Here is a 23,292-nt window from a genome sequence, read left to right as displayed (position 1 = left end):
ATGCAAAGGATCGCGATAATCGTGCTGTTTGGGCTGCTTTCTTCGGGGGCCAACGCATTAGGGTTGCTTGATGCCTGGGAATTGGCGCTGCGTAATGACGCGCAGTTTCGTGCGGCGGGGTTTGAGCATGCTGCTGGTCAGGAAGAAGAAACGATCGGGCGCGCCAATCTGCTTCCCAATCTCCAGTATGGCTATAACGCTAACCGCAGCCATTCCAAAGTCACCCAAACAGATAGCTTCACGGGTAACACGCTAAAACGCAATTATGACAGCTACACGTCAACGCTGTCACTGCGCCAGCCGCTGCTGGACTATGCGGCCTGGGCACGTTATCAGCAGGGTGTTGCCCGCACGCTGATGGCCGATCAGCGTTTTCGCGATCGCAGTCAGGATTTGATGGTGCGGTTATATCAAGCCTGGAGCAGCGCGCTGCTGGCGCAGGAAAAGCTGCAATTGCTGGATGCGCAGCAGCGGGCGTATCGGGAACAGCTGGCGCTGAATAAACGCCTGTTGCTAGCGGGTGAAGGCACGCTAACGGATGTGCGGGAAACGGAAGCGCGTTTTACGCTGATCGAAGCGCAGCGCATTGAACAACAGGACAATCTGGATGCTGCGATCACCGATCTGGAAAATATGACGGGGACGGCGCTGGATATTACGACGCTGTATCCTCTGGCGCTCACTCAACCGCCGTCTGCGGAATCAGGCAAGCAGACACTGGCACAGTGGCGCGATCTTGCCGTGCAGCACAATGCCAAACTGGCGACACAGCGCGAGGGGCTGGCGGTCAGCCGCTATGAAATCGAACGCAGCCGCGCCGGGCATTTACCTACGCTGTCGCTGGTGGCATCGTCGCGCAATAGCCGTTCGGAAAGTGAATACAACTACAACCAGAAATACGACACGCAGAGCGTCGGTTTGCAGCTGAATGTTCCACTTTACGCTGGTGGTTCTGTCTCAGCCTCCATGCGACAGGCGGCGGCGGAATATCAGCAAAGTCAGGCGGAACTGGACGATCAAACCAAGCAAACGCTGGCGGAATTGAAAAAGTACTACAACCTGTATAACAACGGGTCGGCGAAAATTAAGGCCTGGCAAATGACGGCCTCATCTGCCCAAGAAGCCGTTAATGCCACACGGTTGAGCGTTGCAGGTGGAGAACGTATCAATCTGGATATTTTGCTGGCCGAGCAGGATTGGTATAACGCCCGACGAGAGCTGGCGGAAGCGAAATACAGCTGGCTCCAGGCATGGCTATTACTGCGCTATACCGCGGGTACGCTAAACGAGAAAGATATTCTGGAACTGGCGGCTTGGTTTCAGCCTGCAACAGCGTCATTTGCCAACAACAAGATCAGCAGAAACTAAAACAGGTGATAAAAATCATATACGGGTAATCGGTTATGATTTTTATCAGCAGGAAGTCTACGTATGGGCAACGTGAAGAATGAAGACTAGAAAGGGATGACGAATAGAAATGGTTCAATTCTGTGGGATCTTGCGCCTTAGTAATACTTAAACTCCTTTAAAATCATCAAACCCCCTCATTTTGCATAATGGCCTCCATTCTTATCAGGAGGCTTTATCGTGAAAAAAATCAAAAAACCGCGTCTTACCGGCTGGATTGTGACATCCGCTTTTCTCTTTGCTGTTATCGGGCTGATTTCACCGCAACAGCTTCCCGTCACCGTCTATAAGCTCTCGCTTATTTCACTCGCTGCGGTATTAGGCTATTGGCTGGATCGTTCGCTGTTTCCTAAAGCGCGTCCCGGTCTGTTCCTCGAACAAGGTGATGAGCCTGTACCGCGTGGACGTTTCCCGGTTCGGGACGGTCACCACACCGTATTTGCCGCCGCGATGTTACGACGTGCGCTGATTGTGTCAGCCGTTTGCATCGGCGTAGCGATGGGGTTGTGATATGCGACACCTCCTCATCACGCTGTTTGTTAGCCCGCTGCTTTTTAGCGCTACGGTCTGTGCCGACACGATCCCTCGTGCCGCGCAGGCGTATCGCAGTGATGTGATCCGCAGCGCACGGTTGGATTGGGGCATGAATGCCCCGATTGCTGACTTTGCGGCACAGTTGCATCAGGAAAGCGGCTGGAATCCTCGGGCCGTTTCACCCGTCGGTGCGCAGGGGCTGGCGCAGTTTATGCCGACCACCGCCGACTGGTTTAGCGGTATCGTTCCTGAACTTCGCGCTAATCAACCGTTTAATCCTGCCTGGGCTATTCGTGCTCTGACGGGCTACGATCGCTGGCTGTGGACACGAATCAGCGCCAGCAACGACTGCGAACGTATGGCAATGACCTTGTCGTCCTACAACGGCGGGCTTGGCTGGTTACAGCGTGATAAGCAGCGCGCGAAGATCGCCGGGAAGGACATACTCCGCTGGTTCGATCATGTGGAAACCGTCAATGCCGGGCGCAGTGCCGCCAACTGGCGTGAAAACCGTCATTATCCCGACCGCATTTTGCATCAGCTGGCGCCACGGTATTTGAGCTGGGGGAGGGCGAGCTGTGTGGAATAGTCTGTTTCTCAATAGCCTGAAATCCTTTCTTTCGCCACGCGTGGTCGCCGTCCTGCTTGTCGTGGTGTTGCTACTCGCGGTCTATCTGACCGGTCGTAATCAGGGTTATCAACTGGCGCAAGCACTGGGGGATGCCGTGCTGGCGAAACAGCAGGCGGCATTCAACTTGCTACAGCAGCAGCAGGCCGAAACCCAGAACCAGCTACTACGTGCGGCGGCGGAGCAATACCAGCAGCAGGTAGAGCGTGGGAATCAACTCGAACAGCGCTATGTCGCAGCGCGTCAAAAACTGGCGGCGGATAACGTCGCTCTCCAACGGAAAATTGACCATGTTACTCAGCAATACATTGACGAAAAAGGCAAAGTTCAGCCTGTGCAGTGCGTGTTTACTCGTGGCTTCGTGCAGCACTACAACGCCGCTTTCGGTCTGTCCACCGACGGTACCCCAGACGCTACCGCCGCTGCCCGCCGCACTGGCTCAGCGTCCAACAGCGGCACAACCGCTGACGCCGAATTACAACTTTCAGGCGTCTCCCAGCGCGATATTCTCGCCAACATCAGCGACAACGGAGAGCGCTACCAGGCGTTGAGCGCGCAGGTTAACGCGCTGCTGGATTACATCGAAACGTTACAACAGGCAGGGGAGGTAACACGTGAAGATTGAAGTGGAATTCTGGTCGTTGGTCGGCCTGTTGTTGTCGTTTATGAGCTTCCTGTTTGCCGCTGGGCGGATTTTGCTCACGCAGATTGAAAAGCGGCTGAATGAGCGTTTCGCCGCCCTGGAAAATGCTCGCCAGAAGAGCGAGCAAGGGTGGACGCGACTGGAGCGTGAATTTCTGGAATTCCGCGCCGATTTACCGCTGGTTTATGTACGACGTGAGGATTACATCCGTGGTCAGACGGTAATCGAAGCCAAGCTGGATGCGCTTTATAACAAGCTGGAATTGGTGCAGCAGCGGTATTCAGGAGGCAATCATGGCTGATACGCAGCGTATCCGACAGGAATCGATGCGTTGGCACTTGCTTATCGCATTAAACAAAACGCGGCCTTACACCGCGAATGAAATGTTCCTGCTAGCGCTGATGCAGCGGCTGTATGCCGATGCATCAGCGCCGGAGCTGCGTCACGCACTGGATTATCTGGCCGATCGCAAGATGGCGGTATTGACCAAGGAGGTAGGTGGCGTCTGGCTGGCGAATCTCACCCGCCTTGGTGTGGATGTCGTGGAATATGCGGTTGACTGTATGGTTGGCATCGCCCGGCCAGAAAAATATTGGGATCGGTAATCCCATTTGGATTGGTTTCTCTTCTGTCTTTGCGCGTTATCGTGTCGTCATCTTCCTTTGCGCCAGCACGATTGTGCTGGCGTTTTTTTATCGAAATAATTTTTATTTTTCAGTGTATTAACCGTCTTTTTTCAAATAAATCACGTCGCTGTTTTTTCTAAAACAGATTAAAAGCCGCAGCCAACCATTATCCGGATACTAGCGCCATCAACACGATGTGCCATCAACACAGTGGGTGAACGGATATGAATACCAGACCAATTATCGATGCGGTGATAGCCCGCCTCCAACAGCACTTACCGGCACGGCGGATTGCGTCCTGTCCAGAAAACATTCTGATCGGGCCAGACCTTCTGACTGCTGGAGATGTGCTGGTGGGGTATCGCGGTTCCGAATTTTCCGCACCGGAAGATGCGGATTCTCCGGTTCAGACGCAGCGGCCACAGCTGATGGTTGCCGTGCTGCTGCCGGAGCTGGATGGCGAAGACGGCGTACTGGCCACACTCGATACCGTCCGTCAGGCGCTGGGAGGATACCGACTGCCTGACTGTCATCGCGGTATTCGGCTAGTACGTGACCGCTACGTTGGTCACACCGAAGGACGTTGGCATTACGCCATCGATTGCACCACAGAAACCCTTTTTATCGAAGACCGCGAGCAGACGGATGGTCCGCTGCTTACCACGGTTAATTATGAGGAGAAAGACGCATGAAATACCGCTACACCGGCCCCGCCAGCGGCGTTACGCTGGCAGATGGTCAGGAAATTCTGCTTTGGCCCGCTCAGGTGACTGAACTGCCAGCAGATCATGAGTATGTGAAAACGCTGATCGCGCTGGGCTATTTGCTGCCTGTCGCGGATCAGATTCTGGCTGATAGCGCAACGGAGGTGACCCTTGGCCGCTAATTATTTACATGGTGTAGAAACAATTGAAGTTGAAACCGGTGCTCGTCCGGTGAAAACCGTCAAATCTGCGGTGATTGGGCTGATTGGTACGGCACCGCAGGGTGCGGTAAATGACGTTACGCTGTGCCTGTCTGAAAAAGATGCGGCGCAGTTTGGTAGCCAGTTCGGCGGCTATACTATCCCGCAGGCGCTGGATGCAATTTACGATCATGGTGCGGGTACGGTTCTGGTCATCAACGTGCTGGATCCGGCGAAACACAAATCGTCTGTGAGCGCAGAAAAAGTCACGTTTGACAAAGCGACTGGCACGGCACAGCTGGTAAACCGTGTGGTTGCCAAGCTGGTACTGACGGCGGCAGAAGGCGGCCAGCCGTTTATCGAAGGTCAGGACTATACGCTGGATGCGCAAACCGGCGTCCTGAAAAACCTGGGTAAAAATATTGATGTTGCTGCCGTAGTTAGCGCGTCTTATGACTTTGCTGATGTCACGAAAGTGACCGCCGCCGACATCATCGGCAGCATCAATGCCGCGGGCAAACGTACCGGCATGAAGCTGCTGAACGATACCTACAACCTGTACGGCTTCTTTGCCAAGATTCTGATTTCGCCGGTGTTCTGTACGCAAAATAGCGTAACGACCGAGTTGATTTCGCTGGCCGACAAACTGGGCGCGATTGCCTATATAGATGCGCCAATCGGTACCACCTTTGCGCAGGCGTTGAGCGGCCGTGGCCCGGAAGGCACGATCAACTTCAACACCAGCTCTGAACGCGCTCGTCTGTGCTATCCGCACGTAAAAGTGTACGACGCGGAAACCAACAGCGAACGTCTGGAGCCGCTGTCGGCGCGTGCCGCCGGTCTGCGTGCCAAAGTCGATCTGGAGAAAGGTTTCTGGTGGTCGTCGTCCAATCAGGAAATCAAAGGGATCACCGGCGTAGAGCGCCAGCTGTCCGCGATGATTGACGATCCGCAGAGTGAAGTGAACCTGCTGAACGAGCAGGGCATCAGCACCATTTTCAACAGCTACGGCTCCGGCCTGCGCCTGTGGGGCAATCGCACCGCTGCCTGGCCAACCGTGACGCACATGAAGAACTTCGAAAACGTGCGTCGTACTGGCGATGTGATTAACGAATCCATCCGCTATTTCAGTCAGCAGTATATCGACATGCCGATCAATCAGGCGCTGATCGATGCGCTGGTGGAATCCGTCAACGCCTACGGTCGCAAGCTGATCGGGGACGGCGCACTGCTGGGCTTCAAATGCTGGTTTGATGCCGCGCGTAACGAACAAACCGAACTGGCGGCAGGGCACCTGTTGCTTAACTACAAATTCACTCCGCCGCCGCCGCTTGAGCGTCTGACCTTTGAGACGGAGATCACCTCGGAATACCTGGTAACGCTGGAGGGCACTAACTGATGGCCGGGAAAATTGAAGTAAACCGTATTACCAACGCCAACATCTACATCAATGGCACCAACCTGCTGGGGCGTGCGCAGGAAATCAAACTGCCGGATATCTCCATGATCATGCAGGAGCACAAGGCGCTGGGCATGGTCGGCAAGATCGAACTGCCTGCGGGCTTCGACAAGCTGGAAGGTGAGATCAAATGGAACTCCTTCTACCGCGAAGCGATGCTGGCGGCGGCGAACCCTTACCAGTCGCTGGCACTGCAGTGTCGCTCCAGCGTGGAACGCTACGGCTCTCAAGGCCGTATCGAAGAAGTGCCGCTGGTGACGCACATGACCATCATGTTCAAAAAGAATCCGCTGGGCACGTTCAAGCAGCACGAAAACCCGGATTTTAGCAGCGCGTTCAGCTGTACCTACATCAAGCAGGTGATGAACGGTGAAGACCTGCTGGAGCTGGATTACCTGTCCAACATCTTCATGGTGGGCGGCGTGGATCAACTGAACAGCTACCGCGCCAATATCGGCGGTTAATTTATCTTCCAAGCCCGCCAGTGGGGCGGGCGTTTCTATCAATCAATGAGGTGACTATGTCAGCAAAAGTATTTGATATTATCGACTTGGAAAATAATATTCATTTTCAATGCCGCGAAGATGTCTACATTTTGGATGCTGCGGAAGAAGCGGGTTTTGATTTACCGTATTCCAGCCGTGCTGGTGCGGACTCGGCATCTGTAGCCCGTTTGATCTCTGGCCAGGTTGATCAGAGTGATCAGAGTTATTTAGATGATGAACAGATCGCGGCCGGTTTCTTTTTGAGCGATGTTGCTTATCCACTTAGTGACTGTGTTGTTCGCTTTTTTGCTGAAGGCGAACTGCCTCGTTAATTACTAATGTTCGCGTTATCGCAATGAAAGGGGCTTCGGCCCCTTTCTTATGCCTGCCCCTTTCGTTTTCTAATTCACTTTAAAATCGTTATTCCTCGCTGCACGCGATACTGCTCCCGACATTTACTAAGGAGCCGTTATGCACACTGAAACCTATTCTCTGCAATTCCCTTACACCACCTCTGCTGGCCAACGCGTGGAGTCCATTTCGCTCAAGCGTCTGAAAGTCAAAGACATCAAAGCGGTGAAAAAAATCAGCGATGACCCAAGCAACTGGGATGACGCGCTGCTGTCGCGCATGACCGGTCTGGTGCCGGAAGACATCGATGAGATGGACGCGCAGGACTATATGGCGCTGCAAAAACGATTTCAGCAGCTACTTGGGTTGGATAACGCAGCCGGCGCTGCTGTGGAAAGCGCAAGCCCTGCTGGCGAGGTGGTTTCGCTTTCAGCCGAGTGAGATTGATGCGCTGGAATTGGACGACTTTGAACGCTGGCTGGATGAAGCCAGCGAACAGATAAAACGTGAGAACGGTGAGGAAGACTGATTACTGACAGGATTAATGAGTCCACCATCCACCCAACCCAACCCGGCCAGCGACAGGGCGCTGGCCGTTTTCCTCCCTCACCACCTGTCTTCTTCTCCCGCTTATCACTCGTCCTTTTCCTCGTTTTATCCCCGGTTTGTGATGGGGAAACCACACTGGAGCGGCGCAAGCCGCCGTCTCCGATCCGCCCCGCAAGGGGCTTTTCTGAATGAGAGTGAACCGTGGATATGCTTTTAAACGGTGTCATGCTGGGCAGGGCGTTTGGCGCCACGCTGGATGACACAAAAAAATCGCTGCAGCCACTTAGCGATAAACTCAAACAAGCTGAGGAGTGGCAACGTCTGTTTAATCAGTCGCTGGAGCGTTTTGGCAATGTCAGTTTGCGTAGCACACAAGTGACGTCCCGACTGAGCCAGTCACTAAGTAAATTGGTAACCAATCAGGAACGGCTGGAGAGTATCCAGTCACGTCAGGAAACGCTACGTAGCCGTCGGGGTGAACTCGCCGAGGATTTTCAGACTAAGCGTGCGCAGTTTGATTCTGTCATGAAGCCGATTGTGGCGTCGGTCACACGCTATGCGTCGTTTGAGGCGCAGTTGCGTGGCATTAGCGTTGCTCATGGGATATCGAGTGAGCAAGAAAAGTTGATGGGGCAGAAACTGCGTCAATCTTCTCAACAGGTGAACCAAAAGCCAGATGCATTGCTCGGTAGTGCCGGACAACTGCTTGCTTATGGCATGTCACCGGATCAGGCAACGGATGTTGCGGCAGTTTTAGGGAAAACGTCAACGGCCTCTGGCGCGGCGCTGTCCGATCTTACAGCACTTTCGGCCACGTTAGATGACGTGTTTAACCTGAAAGGTGCTAAGGCGCTGGAGGAATCCTTCTCCCGCATGCTGGCAGGCACGAAACAGGGTTTCTCCATGGCGTCGATGACGCAATACGCGACTGCGCTAGCTCCAGGGTTTACGGCGATGGGGGCGACGGGCAATCAGGCGTTGAGTCAGTTGGTGTCCAGCCTGAGCGCGACAAAAGGCGCGGATACAGAAGCGAACACGGCTGCCCGGCTGGGGAGTTTCATGAATTCGGTGGGACGAACTGACATTGCCGACAGCTACTACAACGCGGGCGTAGATTATAACGCGTCACTAAAAAGCTACATGAAAGGTGGGTATTCACAGTACGACGCTGCGGTTCAGATTAGTAACCGATTCATCGACAGCAAAGGCAGTCAGTTCCAGCAACTGTGGGATAAGGCCAGTAAAGCGGGCAACGTAGACGCACAGCAAAGTTTAATGCAGCGCTACGGGTTGCAGGAGGTATTCCGTACGCCAGAAGCCGTGAATCATGCGATGTCGATGAAGCAGAACTGGCAGAGCTATCAAGCGAACCAACAGCGGATGAACAGCCCGGCAGCCACGCAAACGCTGGGTCTCGACTTCGCCCGGCAGAATGACACATTGACCGGGCGCTGGAATCAAATGACAACGTCAGTGATGAATATTGCACTCAATGTGGGAGAAGCGCTGGTGCCAGTATTGGTTTCCTTGAGCGACATACTGATTCCTATTCTGGATCAACTGGTGACCTGGACGGCGGCGAACCCTGAACTGGTTCGTGGGATCGTGATGGCCGTCGCCGGTTTCTTCGCGTTCAGAATGGCATTGAGCGGTGCGAAGCTGGGGATTACCACACTGTTATCGCCTTTACTGAGCGTTTGGGAAGGTATTTTGCAGGTTCAGCGTGGTTGGCAGCTATTCAATGCGGGATTAAGAACGACCGGAGTGTTGCAAGGTATTGGGGGGATTTTGAGCCGGTTGGTTGGTGGAGTTGGAGCATTCGGACGTATTCTGCTGATGAATCCGATTGGCTTGGCAGTAACGGCAATTGTGGGGGCTGTTTACCTGATTTACCGATATTGGGAACCGATCAGTGCATTCTTTAAAAACCTCTGGTCGCAAGTCAGTCAGGCTTTTAATGCGGGATGGGAGGCGCTCAGCAATGCGGTATCTGGTGGCGTAGCTGGTATTGCGGCGTTACTGCTCGACTGGTCACCATTTGGCGTGCTGTATTCGATCTTCGCCAATACTGTCAGCGAATTGGGCATTCAACTACCCGGTAGTTTAAGTGAGCTCGGTGGCGTGATTATTGACGGACTGGTTAATGGTCTGACTAGCGCTTTCCCTGAGTTAAAGAGCGTCCTGGAAACGATCAACGAATTTATTCCCGATAGCGTTAAAAACTTTCTGGGTATCGGCTCGAAAACCGTCTCTATCGAAGCTAGCGGTCAACCTGTGGCTGCCAATGTTATGACTCCACCCGTTCTACAACCCACATCGGTATCTGCATTGTCGCTAGGATCGACACCGCGTATTGAATCACCTAACGCTGAGAGTACTGCGTCAACCCCGCAACAGCGTGTTGCACTGACGCCAACTGTTGGTGGAACGAAAGGTAAGTTAGTCGCCACAGCCCCTTCCGAACGTGTTCAGGTCGCTTTCTCACCCACCATTTATCTCAACGGCCAGAAGGCAGCGCCAACGCCTGAAATGACGAAGACGCTGACGCTTAGCATGAATGAACTGGAAAATATGTTGAACAAGCTGCTCGCTCAGCGTGAGCGCAGGGGGTATGCCTGATGTTTGCAGTATTAGGAAATATTGAATTTAAAGTGACCGCCTACTGGGACGGCTTTAATACGTCATTCGGCGCAGATTATGCCGAGCATGGCCGTATTGAAGGCAAACCTGGCTTGCAGTTCATCGGTGCGAAGCTGGACGAGATTACTATTAGTCTGGTGTTTCACAAGCAGTACTGCACGCCCGATACGGAGCTGAAGCGGTTGGCTGAGGCGATGCGGGCGCATCAGGCGATGGCGTTAGTCTTCGGCAATGGAGACTATCGCGGCTGGTTTGTGATTACAGCGCTGACCTCGACCAGCGAACATACCGACGCGAAGGGTAACGTATTGGCCATGAATGCTTCGCTAACGCTGCGAGAATACATTGGCGATCCGAAGAATCCGCTCAAGCCGCCAGCGATAGAAACCCCTGTTCCTAACGTCAGCGCCATCACCAAAGCAGTCGATAAAGTGAGCAATTTTGCAGCTTCACTACGCACGGCTGTCACGTATGCCAAGAAGGCGCAGTCTGCCGTTAAGGCGGCGAGAACCACCGTGCAGATTGTAAAACGGATGAAAAACAATCCCGAAACTGCGCTGTTGCAAATTCCCGGGCTGCTAACGCAAGTCGGGAATGTATTGACGCCGTTAAGTGAGGTGGAACCGGCGTTTAAAAAAGCGGCAGAGGCCATATCTGATACGGCGGTTCAGGCAGAGAAGATGATGCCTGAAATTACAGCGGTTAATAAAGCGGCGAATGAAATGCTGAAACAGGTCAAGCAAGTTGCCACCTTGTTGCAGGACGTCGACAGCAAAAATGTTATCGAGAAGCTGGAAGCCATCAGCAAACATGTTGATGCCGCGAGCGACACATTTAAAGGCGCTGAACCTGCGCTGAGCAAACTGACGGCGGAAATCGTGAAGAGGGTTGAAGCATATGCACCTTGAACATATCACTACACAGGGCGAACGCTGGGATACCTTGTCCTACCTGTATTACGGCGATCCGCTCGGCTATCCGCGGATCATTGCGGCTAACCCGCATATCCCCATCGTGCCGCTGTTGCCATCGGGTGTGGTGGTGCTGATTCCGATTATTGAACAGGCTGAGGCCGGTAAAGCGGAGGACACCCCACCATGGTTGCGTTAACGGAAGAATTCAAGCTGATCTCTCCCGCCGTATCGGAAGTACTGCAACCGGCGTTCACCCTGTGGTATCAGCAAAAAGACATCACCAATGATATCGCACCGTATGTCACCAGCGTGACGTATACCGATAGCATCAAGAATGAATCGGATTCGATCGAGGTCAGGCTCGATGATACCGATGGCCGCTGGATGGATAAGTGGTATCCCGGTACGGGCGATACGTTATCGCTCAAGCTAGGGTATCTCGGTGAAATGCTGTTTGACTGCGGCACTTTCTCGATTGATGAAATTGAGGTGAGTTCACCGCCTAGCGAAGTAATGATTCGCGGCGTCGCGACATCGGTCAATCGTGCATTGAGAACCAAATCAAACCGCGGTTTTGAAGATACAACGTTAGCCGCGATTGCGACACGTATCGCGAAAAAGCATCAGTTGATGCTGGTAGGGAAGATTCAAATCATCAAGATCGATCGCGTTACGCAATATGCGGAAACCGATGTCGCTTTTCTAAAGCGGCTCGCCAGTGAATATGGCTATGTCGTGAAAGTAGTTAGCGACCAGCTGATTTTTTCCCATCTGGCAACGCTGCGTAATCAGGCGTCTGTTCGACAAATTAAGCCAACGGACGTCGCGCGTTTTTCACTGAGCGACACGATCAGCCACGTCTATAAAAATGCCAAGACGAAGTATCAGAAAGGGAGTGAAAAGAAACTGATGGTTTATGAAGCCAACGGTGGCGCGAACAACGAAATGAAGCCTGCCGGTGCTGAGACCAGTGCGGATACGTTGAAAGTTAACGTGCGCGCGGCGGATGCTTCTGGAGCGAGGATGAAAACGGATGCTGCATTGGATGCGCACAACGAAAAGCAACAAAAGGGGTCGATGACGCTGATGGGCAGCCCACAGTTGGCGGCGGGTAATAAAGTGGAACTGGTGTCGTTCGGCCAACTTTCTGGCCATTGGTTGATCGAATCGGCTCGCCATGCTCTGGAACGTGGCAGTGGCTACACCACGGAGATTGGGTTGATTCGCGGGCCAATTACGGCGGGCAAGCGGAAATCGGACGGCGGAAAAACGCTGGTGACTTACCACCCAGATGGCAGCCAGACAACACAGACGGTCAAGAGTAAAAAGGATATAGGTTTATGAGTTTATCTCGTCGAATTGGCACGATCAGTGCGGTAGATGAGGTTCGCGTCATGGTGCGCGTTCGTCTACCAGAGTGCGATAATCTGCGTACGGCCTGGCTTCCGGTATTACAGCGCAATACGCAGAATAATAAGGATTATTGGTTGCCGGATATTGGTGAGCAGGTCGAAGTTCTGCTGGACGGCAACGGCGAAGATGGCCTGGTGCTAGGGGCGATTTACTCTGCCACCGATGTGCCAACGCTGGCAGATAAGGACAAAAGGGCGGTAACGTTCGCTGACGGCGCGCATATTGAATACGATCGCCGAACGCATACGTTAACGATCAACGGCGGCGTGCAGCATATTGCGATTAGCAGCGGGACTGACGTGGTGGTTAACGCCCAGCGGGTCACCATTGATGCGCCAGAAACGACGGTGACGGGCAAGCTACTGGTGCAAGGACAACTCACCTACGAGAGCGGGATGTCCGGTTCCGGCGGTGCCAGCCTCAGCGGTGATGTCAGTATCTCCGGCAACGTCAGCGCCAGCGGCAGCGTCATGGACGCTGGCGGCAACTCCAATCACCACTCGCACTAACGTTTCCCTAAACCGCTTTAATATTCCTTTCTCTCACCGGGGGCGACAATAGCCCCCTATGAAAACTCAATCTGTTTTTTGGCAACCGGCGCTGCAACGTCCCGGCGACATCGTCGAAGGAACGGCAGATATCATGCAGGCGATTCACATCATCCTGCGGACACCCTGCGGCAGCGACCCACATCGGCCTGACTTTGGTAGCAATCTACATTTGTATCTCGATTATCCGATCGATCGTGCGATCCCGCATGTCGTCAGGGAATCGGTAGAAGCGATCAAACGATGGGAACCTCGCTGCCAGCTACTGGCGGTTAAACCTTCTGTGAATGGGGCTCACCTGACGCTGCACGTTAGCTGGAAAACCGCTAACGGCGCGACACAGACCACGGAGTTGTTATGGCGCTGACAGAACCCAATTTTATTGAACGCGATGCGGCGAAGATTACCGCCGAAATGATCGCGAAATATGAAGCTGATTCGGGGAAAACACTCTATCCGGCGCAGGCCGAACGCCTGCTGATTAACCTCTTTGCCTACCGGGAAACTTTATTGCGTAGTGCGGTCCAGGAAGCCGCCAAGCAGAACCTGGTTGCGTTTGCTCGTGCACCGATGCTGGATTATCTGGCAGAACTGGTCGGCGTCTATCGTTTGGCGGCGCAGCCAGCGCGTGCAGAACTTCGCTTTACCCCTGAAACGCCGTTAGTCAGCGATCTGCTGATTCCTGCGGGTACTCGCGTTAGCGCATCAGACAGCGTGATTTTCACCACCGACAGCGACGCGCTGCTGAGAGCGAGCGGCAGCGGGGTCACTGTGCTGGCGACCTGTACCGAAAGTGGCGATGTGGGCAATGACTGGCTGCCTGCTCAGATCAGTACTCTGCTGGATGAGATTGGCGACAGTGATTTAAGCGTCGTCAATATCACCAAGAGCAGCGGTGGTTCCGCCGAGGAAGATGACGATCGCCTGCGTGAACGTGTTCAACTGGCACCGGAATCGTTCAGTACGGCGGGATCGAAACTGGCGTATCGCTTCCATGCGATGCGAGCACACCAAAACATTGTTGATGTGGCAGTGATGTCGCCTGAACCGGGCGAAGTGGTGCTTTATCCGTTGCTCAGCACTGGCTTGCCGGACAGCAGCATGCTCTCGCTGGTGGAAAGTTTTTGCTCCGACGAACAGGTGCGCCCACTGACGGATTTTGTTTCCGCCAAATCCCCCACGCAGGTGGATTACGCCATCAGCGCCAAATTGACGCTATTTAACGGCGAACAGGCTGGCGTCGTTCAGGCCGCCGTAGAAAAAGCGGTGCAGGCTTGGGTGGAAACCCGCACCGCCACGCTGGGGCGTGACATTGTCCCAAGCCAGATTATCGCCACGCTTTCCATCCCCGGCGTGTATCAGGTGGAGCTCGTTTCGCCGTCATTGATGGTGCTTGATGACAGTGAATGGGCGAACTGTACGGGCATCAATGTCAGCGTCGTCGGGGTGTCGAATGGCTGATTCACTACAACTGTTGCCACCGCCGTTGGCGGCTGACGCCAGCTTTCGTTCGCTGGCGGAATTGGCCGACCGCTTCGATGACATCGATCTGAATGCTTTGCTGGTTTATCTGATCGATATCGCTGACGGCAGCGTGTTGCCCTGGCTGGCAGAACAATTCTCGTTGTTTGGCGACGGCTGGGAACTGGCGGAATCGGATGACTCCAAACGTGCGCTGATCAAGGCCGCTATCGACCTGCATCGCAGCAAAGGTACGCCCTGGAGCATTAAAGAGATCATCCGTCGTTTCGGATTCGGCGAGAGCACGCTGATCGAGAATATTGGCCGCCTGAGCTACGACGGCGAAACCACCTACAACAACCTTTATGTGCACGGCGACAAAGCGGCGTGGGCGGTTTATCGCGTGCTGCTAAAACAACCGATTACCAACGATCAGGCCAGAATGCTGCGCAATGCTATTGGGATGTTTGCCCCGGCACGGTGTCATCTGGCCAGCATCGAATATTGGGAAGTGCCTATCCGCTACAACCGGACGGCGATATACGACAGTAACTACAATCATGGGAGCGCTTGAACATGGCGAATTTGTCAGAGAACCCGCAATGGGTTGACGGCATTTACCAAATCGAAACGTCAGATCCGGTCGTGGGTGGACCGGATGGTGTTTCAAACCGACAGGCTAAAGAATTGGCCAATCGTACCCGCTATTTGAAAAAAGAGCAGGAAAAAACGGGCAGCGATCTGGCGACACACGCCGCCGCCGCTGACCCGCATACGCAATATGCGCCGAAGGATAATCCGACGTTCACTGGCACGCCGAAAGCGCCAACACCTGCGACCGACAGCAATAGCCAGCAGGTGGCGACGACGGCGTTTGTGAAATCTGTTAGTGCAACGAAATTGGCGAAAGACCAAAACGGGGCGGATATTCTGGATAGAGAACTGTTTAACCGCAATCTTGGTTCATCGCGTGCATACAGTTCCTCGATCCCTATTGGAGGAAGTGCCGGTTTATGGACAACAGCTGAGTTTATTGGCTGGTTAGAAAGTCAGGGTGCCTTTGTTCATGCCTATTGGGTGTGTCGTGGATCGTGGTCATATTCCCACAATAAAATTATCTCTGATACAGGGTGTGGTCAGATACCACTGGCTGGCTCCGTTGTTGAGGTTATGGGGCAAAACGATGCCACGACAATCAGGGTAACTACGCCTTCAACAACGCCAGCTGGGCTTAATGATTCAGCGAATGCTCAATTCACTTATGTCTACAACGGTGTTGATTATTCTCCTGGTTGGCGACGTGATTACAATACGAAAAACAAACCTACCGCGGCTGATGTAGGTGCGTTACCTGAGAAAGCAGTCGCTCAGGCGGCGGTAAAACTTGCAACACCCCGGACAATCAACGGCGTGCCGTTTGATGGCACGGCCAATATTGCGCTGACTCCCGCAAACCTCGGTTTAACTGAAACAGTTAATCTTGCCGCAGGGGCGTTGGAAAAATCTAAGAATGGCGCGGATATTTCTGATAAAACTGCGTTTTACAACAATGTGACATTACGTGGCACGTTAGGTGATGGTATGACCTTCGCCAGCTGCGATAAAGCGGGTGATTATGTTGTTGCGATAAACGATCCCAATACAGTTTCTGACATGCCTGTTTATAAAGGGCAGAAATTATACGGATATGGTGTGCTTCATGTTTTTCAGCACGGTAATTTCGTAGGACAAGAATATATCAATCATAGTGGGGATTATGCTTGGAGGCAGAAATGGGATGGTGGCATTAATACGCCTTGGGTTATTGCACTCAGTTCATCACGCGTACCGACTGCTGCTGATGTGGGTGCCATAACAAGAGCGGATGCCGATAGTCATTATGTTCATCAGGGGTCATCAGGTGTTATCTATCAGGACAGCGACCTAGCATGGAATAGCCCTACCGGTGCGTATTTAAAAGATAACGGTACACACTCATCACTAATTTGGCATATGGGATTAAATACTGGCTCTGCATCAGCAGCTCAGTTTTATTTTGACTTTGCTAATGGTGGAATAAAATATCGAAGTTCTCGTGATAATAGCGGCTTTGAAAAGCCGTGGGCACGTATTTATAGCGATCAGGATAAGCCAACAGCTGATGATATTGGGGCATTATCACTTAATGAGATTGTTGGTATGCCAATGCCATGGCCGCAAACGACAGCGCCAGCTGGTTGGCTAAAATGTAATGGGCAGACATTTGATAAAAATATTTACCCTAAATTAGCACAAATTTATCCAGCAGGAATATTACCAGACCTCCGTGGTGAATTTATTCGTGGATGGGATGATAGCAGAGGTGTTGATACCGGACGCACTTTGCTAAGCACTCAAGGTGATGCTATCAGAAACATCGTAGGTGAAATTTGGACAACAGCAGTGAATTATCAATTCCTTGGTGAGAGTCTGCTATCAAACGGCGCATTTGAATTATTCAAAGAATTTACTGTTGGTGCCATACCTGACGCTGCAGGTAATTCGTGCCCTTCTCGTATGAAGTTTGACGCATCGCGTGTTGTACCGACCGCATCAGAGAACCGTCCGCGAAATATTACATTTAACTACATAGTGAGAGCAGCATAATGAAAAATTATTCTATTGAAGTGAAAGCAGCAAAAATGAATGAATCAGGATTTAGCGTTCAGGCGGGTTGGATTACTATTTATCAGACTCATCCAACAAGTCGAGAGTATATCAGTGCGAATTATGAATATTTGCCTATCGGTGTAGGTGTGCCTGCTGGTAGTTACATTGATGTTCCAGAACTTCCTCAGGCAGATTTGGCTCTAAGGCGCAGTGCAGATGGAAAACAGTGGGAGCACGTATCTGACTACCGTGGGCAGACTGCTTATAATACGGAAACCCGTCAACCCCATAAGGTTACGGATATGGGCGAATTGCAAGCCAATCAGACTTTATTGGTACCGACCTCTGAATTTGATAAATGGGTGGATGGACAATGGGTAACCGATCTGGAAGCTCAACATCAAGTATTAGTTGCAAATAAAAAAGTGGAGCTTAATACCAGATTATCCCAAGCAAGTGAGCGCATTCAGGTACTCAGCGATGCCGTTGAGCTAAACCTGGCAACGGAAGAAGAAAAAAATGAGCTGAAAGCGTGGAAAACTTACCGCTTACAGCTCAGTCGAGTTGATATTGATTCAGATGAAATTGTTTTTCCTGATGCGCCGTCCTTAGGATAATTTAACTAACAGGTTCTTCAGGCCATTCAACGTCGGGGGCTTTTGATGTATCAAGACGCATCAGCAGCACCCGATATTTTTTCCATGCATTTAACTTGTTTTCTTCTTCTTCACTTGCAATACCTAAATCTACGGCATCCTGTAAGGGGATAACATCTTGGTTAATGAGATTCAACAGTAATTTCTTTTTATCATCTGCCCTTTCGATGTTTTCAGCTAGGGTGTAAACACGTGGAATCACTGAATTTCCATCAAAAATCCACCCACCATTAATATCAGCCTTATCAGGCACATCGGTTAATTCCGCTACGCTCATTTCGATAGGGAAAAATGAAGATACATCTTTTGATAAAGAGCGGAAAACATTATTTTCATCATACATCACTTTGATTGTGTTTTTTGAAAACCTATTTTGGCACTCATACCAGTCATCTCCTGAATCACTGATTAAAAATATTTCGTTGTAATTTAATAGTTCCTTTTTATTTTTTGGTGTGTATTTTTTAAACTTTATAAAATTATTCACTTCATTCAACCTCTACTGTTAGCCATGTACCATTGACCAATTTCTGAAATGGCCTGCGGGACAAAGTATCAATGTAATCATCATGGTTGTGATTTACTATTGCCGTCATAACATACCCGGCAGTATCTGCAAAACCAGGGCCGCGGAAGGCATTAACAGAACTTAGAGCACCTAAACGAACATCTTGAATACCGCCGCTTTTACCTAAATAACGTGCATCAGCTTCTGTTAACGTCAATGCACCAATGTCAGATGCAGAAGGTTTATTTCCTGAGTGGTAGATCTGCACGGGCTTAAGCCACGTACCATTGCTTTGCTTGTATATCGATATATCATATGAATTTGCCTGCAAATTCTCGTCAATAATAGCAAACCCATACAACGTATTATTGGAGTCTCCGTTTTCAGGTGTTCCGCCGAGGTGACGGACGGAAATATGTGTTTTCCAAGCCCCGTCAGCAAATCTTCTACTCCCCATCTCTTGTCGCTGAGCTAATTGAGATAAATATTCATCCGTACTGGATGGGTTTGCGCCGATAGCGCCGACAGCATTCGCCACAGCACCAACATCAGTAGCCGTAGGTTTATCCTGATCGCTATAAATACGCGCCCACGGTTTTTCAAAACCATGATGGTCACGAGAACTTCGGTATTTTATTCCGCCATTAGCAAAGTCAAAATAAAACTGAGCTGCTGATGCAGAACCAGTATTTAACCCCATATGCCAAATTAGGGATGAGTGTGTACCGTTATCTTTTAAATACGCACCGGTAGGGCTATTCCATGCGAGGTCGCTGTCCTGATAGATAACACCTGATGACCCCTGATGAACATAATGACTATCGGCATCCGTTTTTGTTATAGCCCCACATCAGCGGCTGTCGGTACGCGTGACGAACTGAGTGCAATAACCCAAGGTGAGTTAATACCATCATCCCACTTCTGCCTCCAAGCGTGATCCCCACTATGATTAATATATTCTTGTCCTACGAAATTACCGTGCTGAAAAACATGAAGCACACCATATCCGTATAATTTCTGCCCTTTATAAACAGGCATGTCAGAAACTGTATTGGGATCGTTTATCGCAACAACATAATCACCCGCTTTATCGCAGCTGGCGAAGGTCATACCATCATCTAACGTGCCACGTAATGTCACATTGTTGTAAAACGCAGTTTTATCAGAAATATCCGCGCCATTCTTGGCTTTTTCCAAAGCCCCGGCAGCAAGAGTCACGGTTTCCCCCAAACCGAGGTTTGCGAGAACCTCGCAATAAAAATACAATCAATGATTTCATTGGGTTATCGAATGCTGATTGGCTATGCGCGCGTGTCTACTACCGATCAAAATACGGAATTACAGAAAAAAGCGCTGATTCGCGCAGAATGTGAGCTGATTTTTGAGGATACCGCCAGTGGGAAGAATGCACAGCGGCCAGGGTTAAAAAAGGCGATCAGGCGGTTGCGGCGTGGCGATACGCTGATGGTATGGAAGCTGGACAGGCTAGGGCGCAGCGTGCGTGATTTGATTGAGTTGGTATCTGCATTGCAGGCTAAAGGCATTCATTTTCGCAGCCTGACAGATAGTATTGATACTTCTACCCCCGCCGGTCGTTTCTTCTTTCATGTGATGAGCGCACTGGCGGAGATGGAACGGGAACTGATTATCGAACGCACGCGGGCTGGACTCGATGCCGCTCGGTTGCAGGGGCGCATCGGCGGGCGTAAACGGCTTATGACGCAAGATGTGCTTTGTCGAGCCGAGGCGATGTTAGCGACGGGGGCTACGCGCCTTCAGGTGGCGAATATTGTCGGCGTGTCAGAAAAAACCATCTATAAGTACTTTCCCGCGCGGGGTAAGGATGGCGCTCCTGGCGCTGGCTAAAAAGCCGCGCGATAGCAATTTCCTCTGCGCCAGAGTGACCAGAAACTCGGTAAACATGTTATTTTCATTGATAAGTTCTTTACTGTGTCGCCGCAAATGAGAGGCCAACATGGATTACACCAAAATTATCAAAGAGGTTGGGCGCGGGAAAAATCATGCGCGTGATATCGATCAGGCAACGGCTTATGAACTGTATAGCGCGATGCTGCGTGGTGACGTGCCGGATTTGGAGCTCGGTGGGCTGTTGATTGCGTTTCGCATCAAAGGCGAATCGGAAGCCGAGATGTTGGGTTTTTATCAGGCGATGAACGAGCATGTACTGCGCCTGACGCCGCCGGCGGGCTTTCCTATGCCCATCGTGGTTCCTAGCTATAACGGGGCGCGGAAGCAGGCAAACCTGACGCCGCTGCTGGCGCTGCTATTGGCAAAACTGGGTTTTCCGGTCGTGGTTCACGGCGTCAGCGAGGATCCGACCCGTGTTACCAGCGCCGAGATTTTGCGTAATCTTGGCGTGACGATTGCCGAAAGTGCTGAGCAGGCTCAGCAGGAGCTTGATAACGGCAGTCCGGTATTTATCCCAGTTTCGACGCTATGTCCGGCTATCGATCGCCAGCTACAGCTGCGCTGGCGTATGGGCGTGCGTAACAGTAGCCACACGCTGGCTAAGGTGGCGACGCCGTTTGGTGAAAGCGACGCGCTGCGTGTCGCCAGCGTTTCCCACCCTGAGTATGTTTCCCGCGTGGGGACATTTTTTAATGACATCAACGGGCGTGCGCTTTTGATGCACGGTACGGAGGGCGAGGTTTACGCCAACCCGCAGCGTTGCCCGGAAATTCATTTCATCCATCAGCAAAATACCAAAGTGCTGCAACTTCGGCAGGATATCAGTGTTGCACCTGATGCGTTGCCGATTGCAAAGGATGCCGTAACCACGGCGCGCTGGACGGTACAGTGCCTGACGGGTGAAATTGCCATACCGCAGGCGATCCGTCTGCAACTGGCGTGCTGTTTAGTTGCTGCCGGTGAAGCGGCGACAATGGAACAGGCTGTCGCCACGATTAAAAAACGCCTTGGCTGATCGGTTTGCCGGAGCGGATTCGGACGCGTTTATCGCGCCACTTCACGCAGCCAGACGGCTGTCATTTGAAGAGAGAAGGAATAGCATGCAACAGGTAGCGGACTATTTTAACGCTTTGAATCGCGACTATCTTGCGGTTCATCAGGCGAAAGAAGAACTGTTTTGGCAACTGTATATGGGAACAGGCAACGATGAGGTGTCTGAGCGTTTCTCCGCCGCAGAAAGTGCCTATAAGCGCTTTATTTCGCAGCCGCAGCGTCTGGCTGAACTCAGAACCCATCTTGCGACACTGGAAAACAGCCCGCGTGATGAGCAACAGCAGGCGCTGTCGCACGGTTTGCAAGGCTGGTATCGGTTTTTTGACTGCAATGTGATTGAAGATCCGCAGGCTCAGGCGCTGATGGATGAAATCATCACCGCCGAAAGTGCGTTATACGCTAAGCGTAAATCCTATGAAATGACGCATCTGGATGCCAAAGGGGAACGGATTTCCGCTTCGCTCGGAGAGCTGCTGACCAATCAGACGACCAATGACACCGAAGCCTACCGCCAAAGTTCCCAGCAGGCGCTGCGCGATCTTGAGCAGTGGCTGTTGCAGAATGGCTTCCCTGAGCTGATTTCATTGCGTAACCGCTTCGCCCGTCAGATGGGCTACCGCAACTATTTTGACTATAAGGTCAACAAGACGGAGCGGATGACGCCGGAGCAGCTTTTTGCCATCCTCGATCCTTTTGAAGAACAAACGCGTGAAGCGAATGCCCGTAGCCTGAAAAATCTGGCGGATGAAAAGGGCGAGGATGCTCTGCAACCGTGGAATATTCGCTATGCCAGCGCGGGCGATGTGACGCGCCAGCTCGATCCCTATTTCCCTTTCTCTGCGTCGCTGGAGCGTTGGATCAACAGCTTTAAGCGTTTGCGCATTGGGTTTAACGGTGCAGAAATGCAGCTCGATTTGCTGGTGCGCAAAGGTAAATACGAGAACGGCTTTATGCATGGCCCGGTGCCGCCGTTTGTGCAGGAAGGAAAATGGGTTCCTGCACGGATTAATTTCACCAGTTTGGCAAAACCGGATCAGATTGGCAGCGGTGCCAGCGGCATTAATACGCTGTTCCATGAAGGTGGGCACGCCGCGCATTTTGCCAATATCCGGCAGAATGCACCCTGTTTTTCACAGGAATTCCCTCCAACCTCAATGGCTTATGCGGAAACGCAATCCATGTTCTGCGACAGCCTGCTGGGTGATGCCGACTGGCTAAAACGCTATGCAAAGAATGCGCAGGGAGAGACGATTCCCGATGAATTGATCCGTGCGGATATCAGCACGCAGCAGCCAATGCGAGCCTTTAGTGAGCGACACATCCTGCTGGTGCCGTATTTTGAGTGGCAGCTCTATTCGTGGGACGACGAAGCGCGTACGCCTGAGGCGATGACGAAACTGGCGCGTGACACCGAGCAGCGTATTTTGGGCATTAGCGGTAGCCCGCGCCCGACGTTGGCGATCCCTCATCTTCTGTCCATGGAGTCGGCGTGTTCTTATCAGGGATACCTGCTGGCTTTGATGGCGGTGGAGCAGACGCGCAGCTATTTCCTGCAGCGTGACGGCTACCTGACGGATAACCCGGCTATCGGCCCTGATTTGGCACAACACTATTGGCATCCAGGCAATAGCGTAAGTCATGACGATACGCTGCGTAGCCTGACCGGTGAGGGCTTCAATCCTGCTTATCTAGCGCAGGCCTGTAATCTAACGGTCGATGAAGCCTGGCAACAGGCGGAAAGCACCATGGCTCAGGCAACGTGTCGTCCTCAGCCTGCTGCGGATTTCGATCTGGGCGCACGTATTCGCGTGGTCGATGGCAGTCGCGTGCTAGCGGATAATGAACAGAGCGACGAGAAGATGTGTCAGGATTTTGCGGCGTTTATTGAACGAGAATATCCGCGTTCGCAGGCATAACGTTCGCTGACATTGCGAGTAAGAGAAAGGGGGCGAAAGC

The 23,292-nt window shown here is 52.0% G+C and carries 30 protein-coding genes; 27 read left to right on the top strand and 3 right to left on the bottom strand.

Going from position 1 to position 23,292, the window contains the following annotated elements:
• The 24 genes from BUB06_RS18415 to BUB06_RS18310 all read left to right on the top strand — a co-directional run bounded on the left by BUB06_RS18415 (position 1) and on the right by BUB06_RS18310 (position 17,807).
• On the top strand, positions 1-1,368 hold the full coding sequence (locus BUB06_RS18415) for a TolC family outer membrane protein (protein ID WP_039476262.1): 1,368 nt from the start codon (positions 1-3) through the stop codon (positions 1,366-1,368).
• 219 nt (positions 1,369-1,587) lie between these two features.
• On the top strand, positions 1,588-1,917 hold the full coding sequence (locus tag BUB06_RS18410) for a putative holin (RefSeq protein WP_010281025.1): 330 nt from the start codon (positions 1,588-1,590) through the stop codon (positions 1,915-1,917).
• A gap of 1 nt (position 1,918) precedes the next feature.
• A complete protein-coding gene (locus tag BUB06_RS18405; protein ID WP_039476260.1) occupies positions 1,919-2,530 on the top strand; it encodes a transglycosylase SLT domain-containing protein in 612 nt (203 codons plus the stop codon).
• Positions 2,520-3,194 (top strand): hypothetical protein, encoded by a 675-nt coding sequence (locus BUB06_RS18400; protein ID WP_039476258.1) that lies wholly within the window; start codon positions 2,520-2,522, stop codon positions 3,192-3,194. The genes BUB06_RS18405 and BUB06_RS18400 overlap by 11 nt, the downstream gene beginning before the upstream one ends.
• Entirely contained in the window at positions 3,184-3,513 is a 330-nt protein-coding gene (locus tag BUB06_RS18395) for a hypothetical protein (protein ID WP_010294923.1), read from the top strand. Before BUB06_RS18400 ends, BUB06_RS18395 begins: the two co-directional genes overlap by 11 nt.
• Positions 3,506-3,817 carry a hypothetical protein gene (locus tag BUB06_RS18390; protein ID WP_010294921.1) on the top strand — a complete coding sequence of 104 codons (312 nt, stop codon included), beginning with the start codon at positions 3,506-3,508 and terminating at the stop codon, positions 3,815-3,817. The genes BUB06_RS18395 and BUB06_RS18390 overlap by 8 nt, the downstream gene beginning before the upstream one ends.
• A gap of 245 nt (positions 3,818-4,062) precedes the next feature.
• Positions 4,063-4,530, top strand: a complete 468-nt coding sequence (locus BUB06_RS18385; RefSeq protein ID WP_039476254.1) for a Gp37 family protein — start codon at positions 4,063-4,065, stop codon at positions 4,528-4,530.
• Positions 4,527-4,724, top strand: coding sequence for a hypothetical protein (locus BUB06_RS18380; protein WP_039273081.1), 198 nt, complete (start codon positions 4,527-4,529; stop codon positions 4,722-4,724). The genes BUB06_RS18385 and BUB06_RS18380 overlap by 4 nt, the downstream gene beginning before the upstream one ends.
• Positions 4,714-6,141: a phage tail sheath subtilisin-like domain-containing protein gene (locus BUB06_RS18375; protein WP_039476249.1), complete on the top strand. Its 1,428-nt coding sequence runs from the start codon at positions 4,714-4,716 to the stop codon at positions 6,139-6,141. Before BUB06_RS18380 ends, BUB06_RS18375 begins: the two co-directional genes overlap by 11 nt.
• Complete coding sequence (locus BUB06_RS18370) at positions 6,141-6,665, top strand: phage major tail tube protein (RefSeq protein ID WP_010281046.1); 525 nt, start codon at positions 6,141-6,143, stop codon at positions 6,663-6,665. The genes BUB06_RS18375 and BUB06_RS18370 overlap by 1 nt, the downstream gene beginning before the upstream one ends.
• A 56-nt stretch (positions 6,666-6,721) precedes the next feature.
• Positions 6,722-7,018: a 2Fe-2S iron-sulfur cluster-binding protein gene (locus BUB06_RS18365; RefSeq protein ID WP_048329341.1), complete on the top strand. Its 297-nt coding sequence runs from the start codon at positions 6,722-6,724 to the stop codon at positions 7,016-7,018.
• 139 nt (positions 7,019-7,157) lie between these two features.
• Entirely contained in the window at positions 7,158-7,478 is a 321-nt protein-coding gene (locus BUB06_RS18360) for a phage tail assembly protein (protein ID WP_015839833.1), read from the top strand.
• Positions 7,423-7,566: a GpE family phage tail protein gene (locus BUB06_RS22405; RefSeq protein ID WP_094431851.1), complete on the top strand. Its 144-nt coding sequence runs from the start codon at positions 7,423-7,425 to the stop codon at positions 7,564-7,566. The genes BUB06_RS18360 and BUB06_RS22405 overlap by 56 nt, the downstream gene beginning before the upstream one ends.
• A gap of 15 nt (positions 7,567-7,581) precedes the next feature.
• Positions 7,582-7,803, top strand: coding sequence for a hypothetical protein (locus tag BUB06_RS22010; protein ID WP_139294554.1), 222 nt, complete (start codon positions 7,582-7,584; stop codon positions 7,801-7,803).
• A complete protein-coding gene (locus BUB06_RS18355; RefSeq protein WP_039476246.1) occupies positions 7,794-10,205 on the top strand; it encodes a phage tail tape measure protein in 2,412 nt (803 codons plus the stop codon). Before BUB06_RS22010 ends, BUB06_RS18355 begins: the two co-directional genes overlap by 10 nt.
• Positions 10,205-11,134 (top strand): phage tail protein, encoded by a 930-nt coding sequence (locus tag BUB06_RS18350; RefSeq protein ID WP_039476243.1) that lies wholly within the window; start codon positions 10,205-10,207, stop codon positions 11,132-11,134. Before BUB06_RS18355 ends, BUB06_RS18350 begins: the two co-directional genes overlap by 1 nt.
• Positions 11,124-11,336: a tail protein X gene (locus tag BUB06_RS18345; protein ID WP_039476239.1), complete on the top strand. Its 213-nt coding sequence runs from the start codon at positions 11,124-11,126 to the stop codon at positions 11,334-11,336. Before BUB06_RS18350 ends, BUB06_RS18345 begins: the two co-directional genes overlap by 11 nt.
• The gene (locus BUB06_RS18340) at positions 11,324-12,484 is read left to right on the top strand and encodes a phage late control D family protein (RefSeq protein ID WP_039476236.1); all 1,161 of its coding nucleotides are present in this window, start codon (positions 11,324-11,326) and stop codon (positions 12,482-12,484) included. The genes BUB06_RS18345 and BUB06_RS18340 overlap by 13 nt, the downstream gene beginning before the upstream one ends.
• Positions 12,481-13,062: a phage baseplate assembly protein V gene (locus BUB06_RS18335; protein ID WP_039476234.1), complete on the top strand. Its 582-nt coding sequence runs from the start codon at positions 12,481-12,483 to the stop codon at positions 13,060-13,062. Before BUB06_RS18340 ends, BUB06_RS18335 begins: the two co-directional genes overlap by 4 nt.
• A 58-nt stretch (positions 13,063-13,120) precedes the next feature.
• Positions 13,121-13,468: a GPW/gp25 family protein gene (locus BUB06_RS18330; RefSeq protein ID WP_010294895.1), complete on the top strand. Its 348-nt coding sequence runs from the start codon at positions 13,121-13,123 to the stop codon at positions 13,466-13,468.
• Positions 13,459-14,562: a baseplate assembly protein gene (locus tag BUB06_RS18325; protein ID WP_039476230.1), complete on the top strand. Its 1,104-nt coding sequence runs from the start codon at positions 13,459-13,461 to the stop codon at positions 14,560-14,562. Before BUB06_RS18330 ends, BUB06_RS18325 begins: the two co-directional genes overlap by 10 nt.
• Positions 14,555-15,136, top strand: a complete 582-nt coding sequence (locus tag BUB06_RS18320) for a phage tail protein I (protein WP_039476227.1) — start codon at positions 14,555-14,557, stop codon at positions 15,134-15,136. The genes BUB06_RS18325 and BUB06_RS18320 overlap by 8 nt, the downstream gene beginning before the upstream one ends.
• A 2-nt stretch (positions 15,137-15,138) precedes the next feature.
• Entirely contained in the window at positions 15,139-17,187 is a 2,049-nt protein-coding gene (locus BUB06_RS18315) for a phage tail protein (protein WP_072886163.1), read from the top strand.
• Positions 17,187-17,807, top strand: coding sequence for a tail fiber assembly protein (locus BUB06_RS18310; protein ID WP_039476502.1), 621 nt, complete (start codon positions 17,187-17,189; stop codon positions 17,805-17,807). The genes BUB06_RS18315 and BUB06_RS18310 overlap by 1 nt, the downstream gene beginning before the upstream one ends.
• Before the next feature lies 1 nt (position 17,808).
• Here BUB06_RS18310 and BUB06_RS18305 read toward each other — a convergent pair whose 3' ends face one another.
• The 3 genes from BUB06_RS18305 to BUB06_RS22290 form a co-directional block, all read right to left on the bottom strand.
• The gene (locus BUB06_RS18305) at positions 17,809-18,333 is read right to left on the bottom strand and encodes a tail fiber assembly protein (protein WP_139294553.1); all 525 of its coding nucleotides are present in this window, start codon (positions 18,331-18,333) and stop codon (positions 17,809-17,811) included.
• Between the two features lies 1 nt (position 18,334).
• Positions 18,335-19,054, bottom strand: a complete 720-nt coding sequence (locus BUB06_RS22295) for a hypothetical protein (RefSeq protein ID WP_051982150.1) — start codon at positions 19,052-19,054, stop codon at positions 18,335-18,337.
• Between the two features lie 137 nt (positions 19,055-19,191).
• Complete coding sequence (locus tag BUB06_RS22290) at positions 19,192-19,572, bottom strand: hypothetical protein (RefSeq protein WP_236737959.1); 381 nt, start codon at positions 19,570-19,572, stop codon at positions 19,192-19,194.
• A gap of 72 nt (positions 19,573-19,644) precedes the next feature.
• Here BUB06_RS22290 and BUB06_RS18295 point away from each other — a divergent pair, with 72 nt between their 5' ends.
• From BUB06_RS18295 to BUB06_RS18285, 3 genes are all read left to right on the top strand, one after another.
• Positions 19,645-20,220: a recombinase family protein gene (locus BUB06_RS18295; protein WP_039475558.1), complete on the top strand. Its 576-nt coding sequence runs from the start codon at positions 19,645-19,647 to the stop codon at positions 20,218-20,220.
• Positions 20,221-20,329: 109 nt separating this feature from the next.
• Positions 20,330-21,298, top strand: coding sequence for a DNA-binding protein YbiB (gene ybiB, locus BUB06_RS18290; RefSeq protein ID WP_039475561.1), 969 nt, complete (start codon positions 20,330-20,332; stop codon positions 21,296-21,298).
• An 85-nt stretch (positions 21,299-21,383) separates the two neighbouring features.
• A complete protein-coding gene (locus BUB06_RS18285) occupies positions 21,384-23,252 on the top strand; it encodes a M3 family metallopeptidase (RefSeq protein ID WP_039475563.1) in 1,869 nt (622 codons plus the stop codon).
• The last annotated feature ends 40 nt before the right edge of the window (positions 23,253-23,292 follow it).

Origin of the sequence: Pectobacterium carotovorum (assembly GCF_900129615.1) — a bacterium.
Lineage (GTDB): Bacteria > Pseudomonadota > Gammaproteobacteria > Enterobacterales > Enterobacteriaceae > Pectobacterium > Pectobacterium carotovorum.
This window is presented reverse-complemented; position numbering and strand designations above follow the sequence as displayed.

Excerpts from the sequence above, each read along its gene's own strand:
- BUB06_RS18320 (WP_039476227.1), top strand. The coding sequence starts at position 14,555 with ATGGCTGATTCACTACAACTGTTGCCACCGCCGTTGGCGGCTGACGCC.
- BUB06_RS18295 (WP_039475558.1), top strand. The coding sequence starts at position 19,645 with ATGCTGATTGGCTATGCGCGCGTGTCTACTACCGATCAAAATACGGAA.
- BUB06_RS18365 (WP_048329341.1), top strand. The coding sequence starts at position 6,722 with ATGTCAGCAAAAGTATTTGATATTATCGACTTGGAAAATAATATTCAT.
- BUB06_RS18355 (WP_039476246.1), top strand. The coding sequence starts at position 7,794 with ATGCTTTTAAACGGTGTCATGCTGGGCAGGGCGTTTGGCGCCACGCTG.
- BUB06_RS18385 (WP_039476254.1), top strand. The coding sequence starts at position 4,063 with ATGAATACCAGACCAATTATCGATGCGGTGATAGCCCGCCTCCAACAG.
- ybiB (WP_039475561.1), top strand. The coding sequence starts at position 20,330 with ATGGATTACACCAAAATTATCAAAGAGGTTGGGCGCGGGAAAAATCAT.
- BUB06_RS18345 (WP_039476239.1), top strand. The coding sequence starts at position 11,124 with ATGCACCTTGAACATATCACTACACAGGGCGAACGCTGGGATACCTTG.
- BUB06_RS18415 (WP_039476262.1), top strand. The coding sequence starts at position 1 with ATGCAAAGGATCGCGATAATCGTGCTGTTTGGGCTGCTTTCTTCGGGG.
- BUB06_RS18335 (WP_039476234.1), top strand. The coding sequence starts at position 12,481 with ATGAGTTTATCTCGTCGAATTGGCACGATCAGTGCGGTAGATGAGGTT.
- BUB06_RS18390 (WP_010294921.1), top strand. The coding sequence starts at position 3,506 with ATGGCTGATACGCAGCGTATCCGACAGGAATCGATGCGTTGGCACTTG.
- BUB06_RS18325 (WP_039476230.1), top strand. The coding sequence starts at position 13,459 with ATGGCGCTGACAGAACCCAATTTTATTGAACGCGATGCGGCGAAGATT.
- BUB06_RS18285 (WP_039475563.1), top strand. The coding sequence starts at position 21,384 with ATGCAACAGGTAGCGGACTATTTTAACGCTTTGAATCGCGACTATCTT.
- BUB06_RS22010 (WP_139294554.1), top strand. The coding sequence starts at position 7,582 with ATGAGTCCACCATCCACCCAACCCAACCCGGCCAGCGACAGGGCGCTG.
- BUB06_RS18380 (WP_039273081.1), top strand. The coding sequence starts at position 4,527 with ATGAAATACCGCTACACCGGCCCCGCCAGCGGCGTTACGCTGGCAGAT.
- BUB06_RS18405 (WP_039476260.1), top strand. The coding sequence starts at position 1,919 with ATGCGACACCTCCTCATCACGCTGTTTGTTAGCCCGCTGCTTTTTAGC.
- BUB06_RS18330 (WP_010294895.1), top strand. The coding sequence starts at position 13,121 with ATGAAAACTCAATCTGTTTTTTGGCAACCGGCGCTGCAACGTCCCGGC.
- BUB06_RS18350 (WP_039476243.1), top strand. The coding sequence starts at position 10,205 with ATGTTTGCAGTATTAGGAAATATTGAATTTAAAGTGACCGCCTACTGG.
- BUB06_RS18340 (WP_039476236.1), top strand. The coding sequence starts at position 11,324 with ATGGTTGCGTTAACGGAAGAATTCAAGCTGATCTCTCCCGCCGTATCG.
- BUB06_RS22295 (WP_051982150.1), bottom strand. The coding sequence starts at position 19,054 with ATGGGGTTAAATACTGGTTCTGCATCAGCAGCTCAGTTTTATTTTGAC.
- BUB06_RS18360 (WP_015839833.1), top strand. The coding sequence starts at position 7,158 with ATGCACACTGAAACCTATTCTCTGCAATTCCCTTACACCACCTCTGCT.
- BUB06_RS18315 (WP_072886163.1), top strand. The coding sequence starts at position 15,139 with ATGGCGAATTTGTCAGAGAACCCGCAATGGGTTGACGGCATTTACCAA.
- BUB06_RS18370 (WP_010281046.1), top strand. The coding sequence starts at position 6,141 with ATGGCCGGGAAAATTGAAGTAAACCGTATTACCAACGCCAACATCTAC.
- BUB06_RS18310 (WP_039476502.1), top strand. The coding sequence starts at position 17,187 with ATGAAAAATTATTCTATTGAAGTGAAAGCAGCAAAAATGAATGAATCA.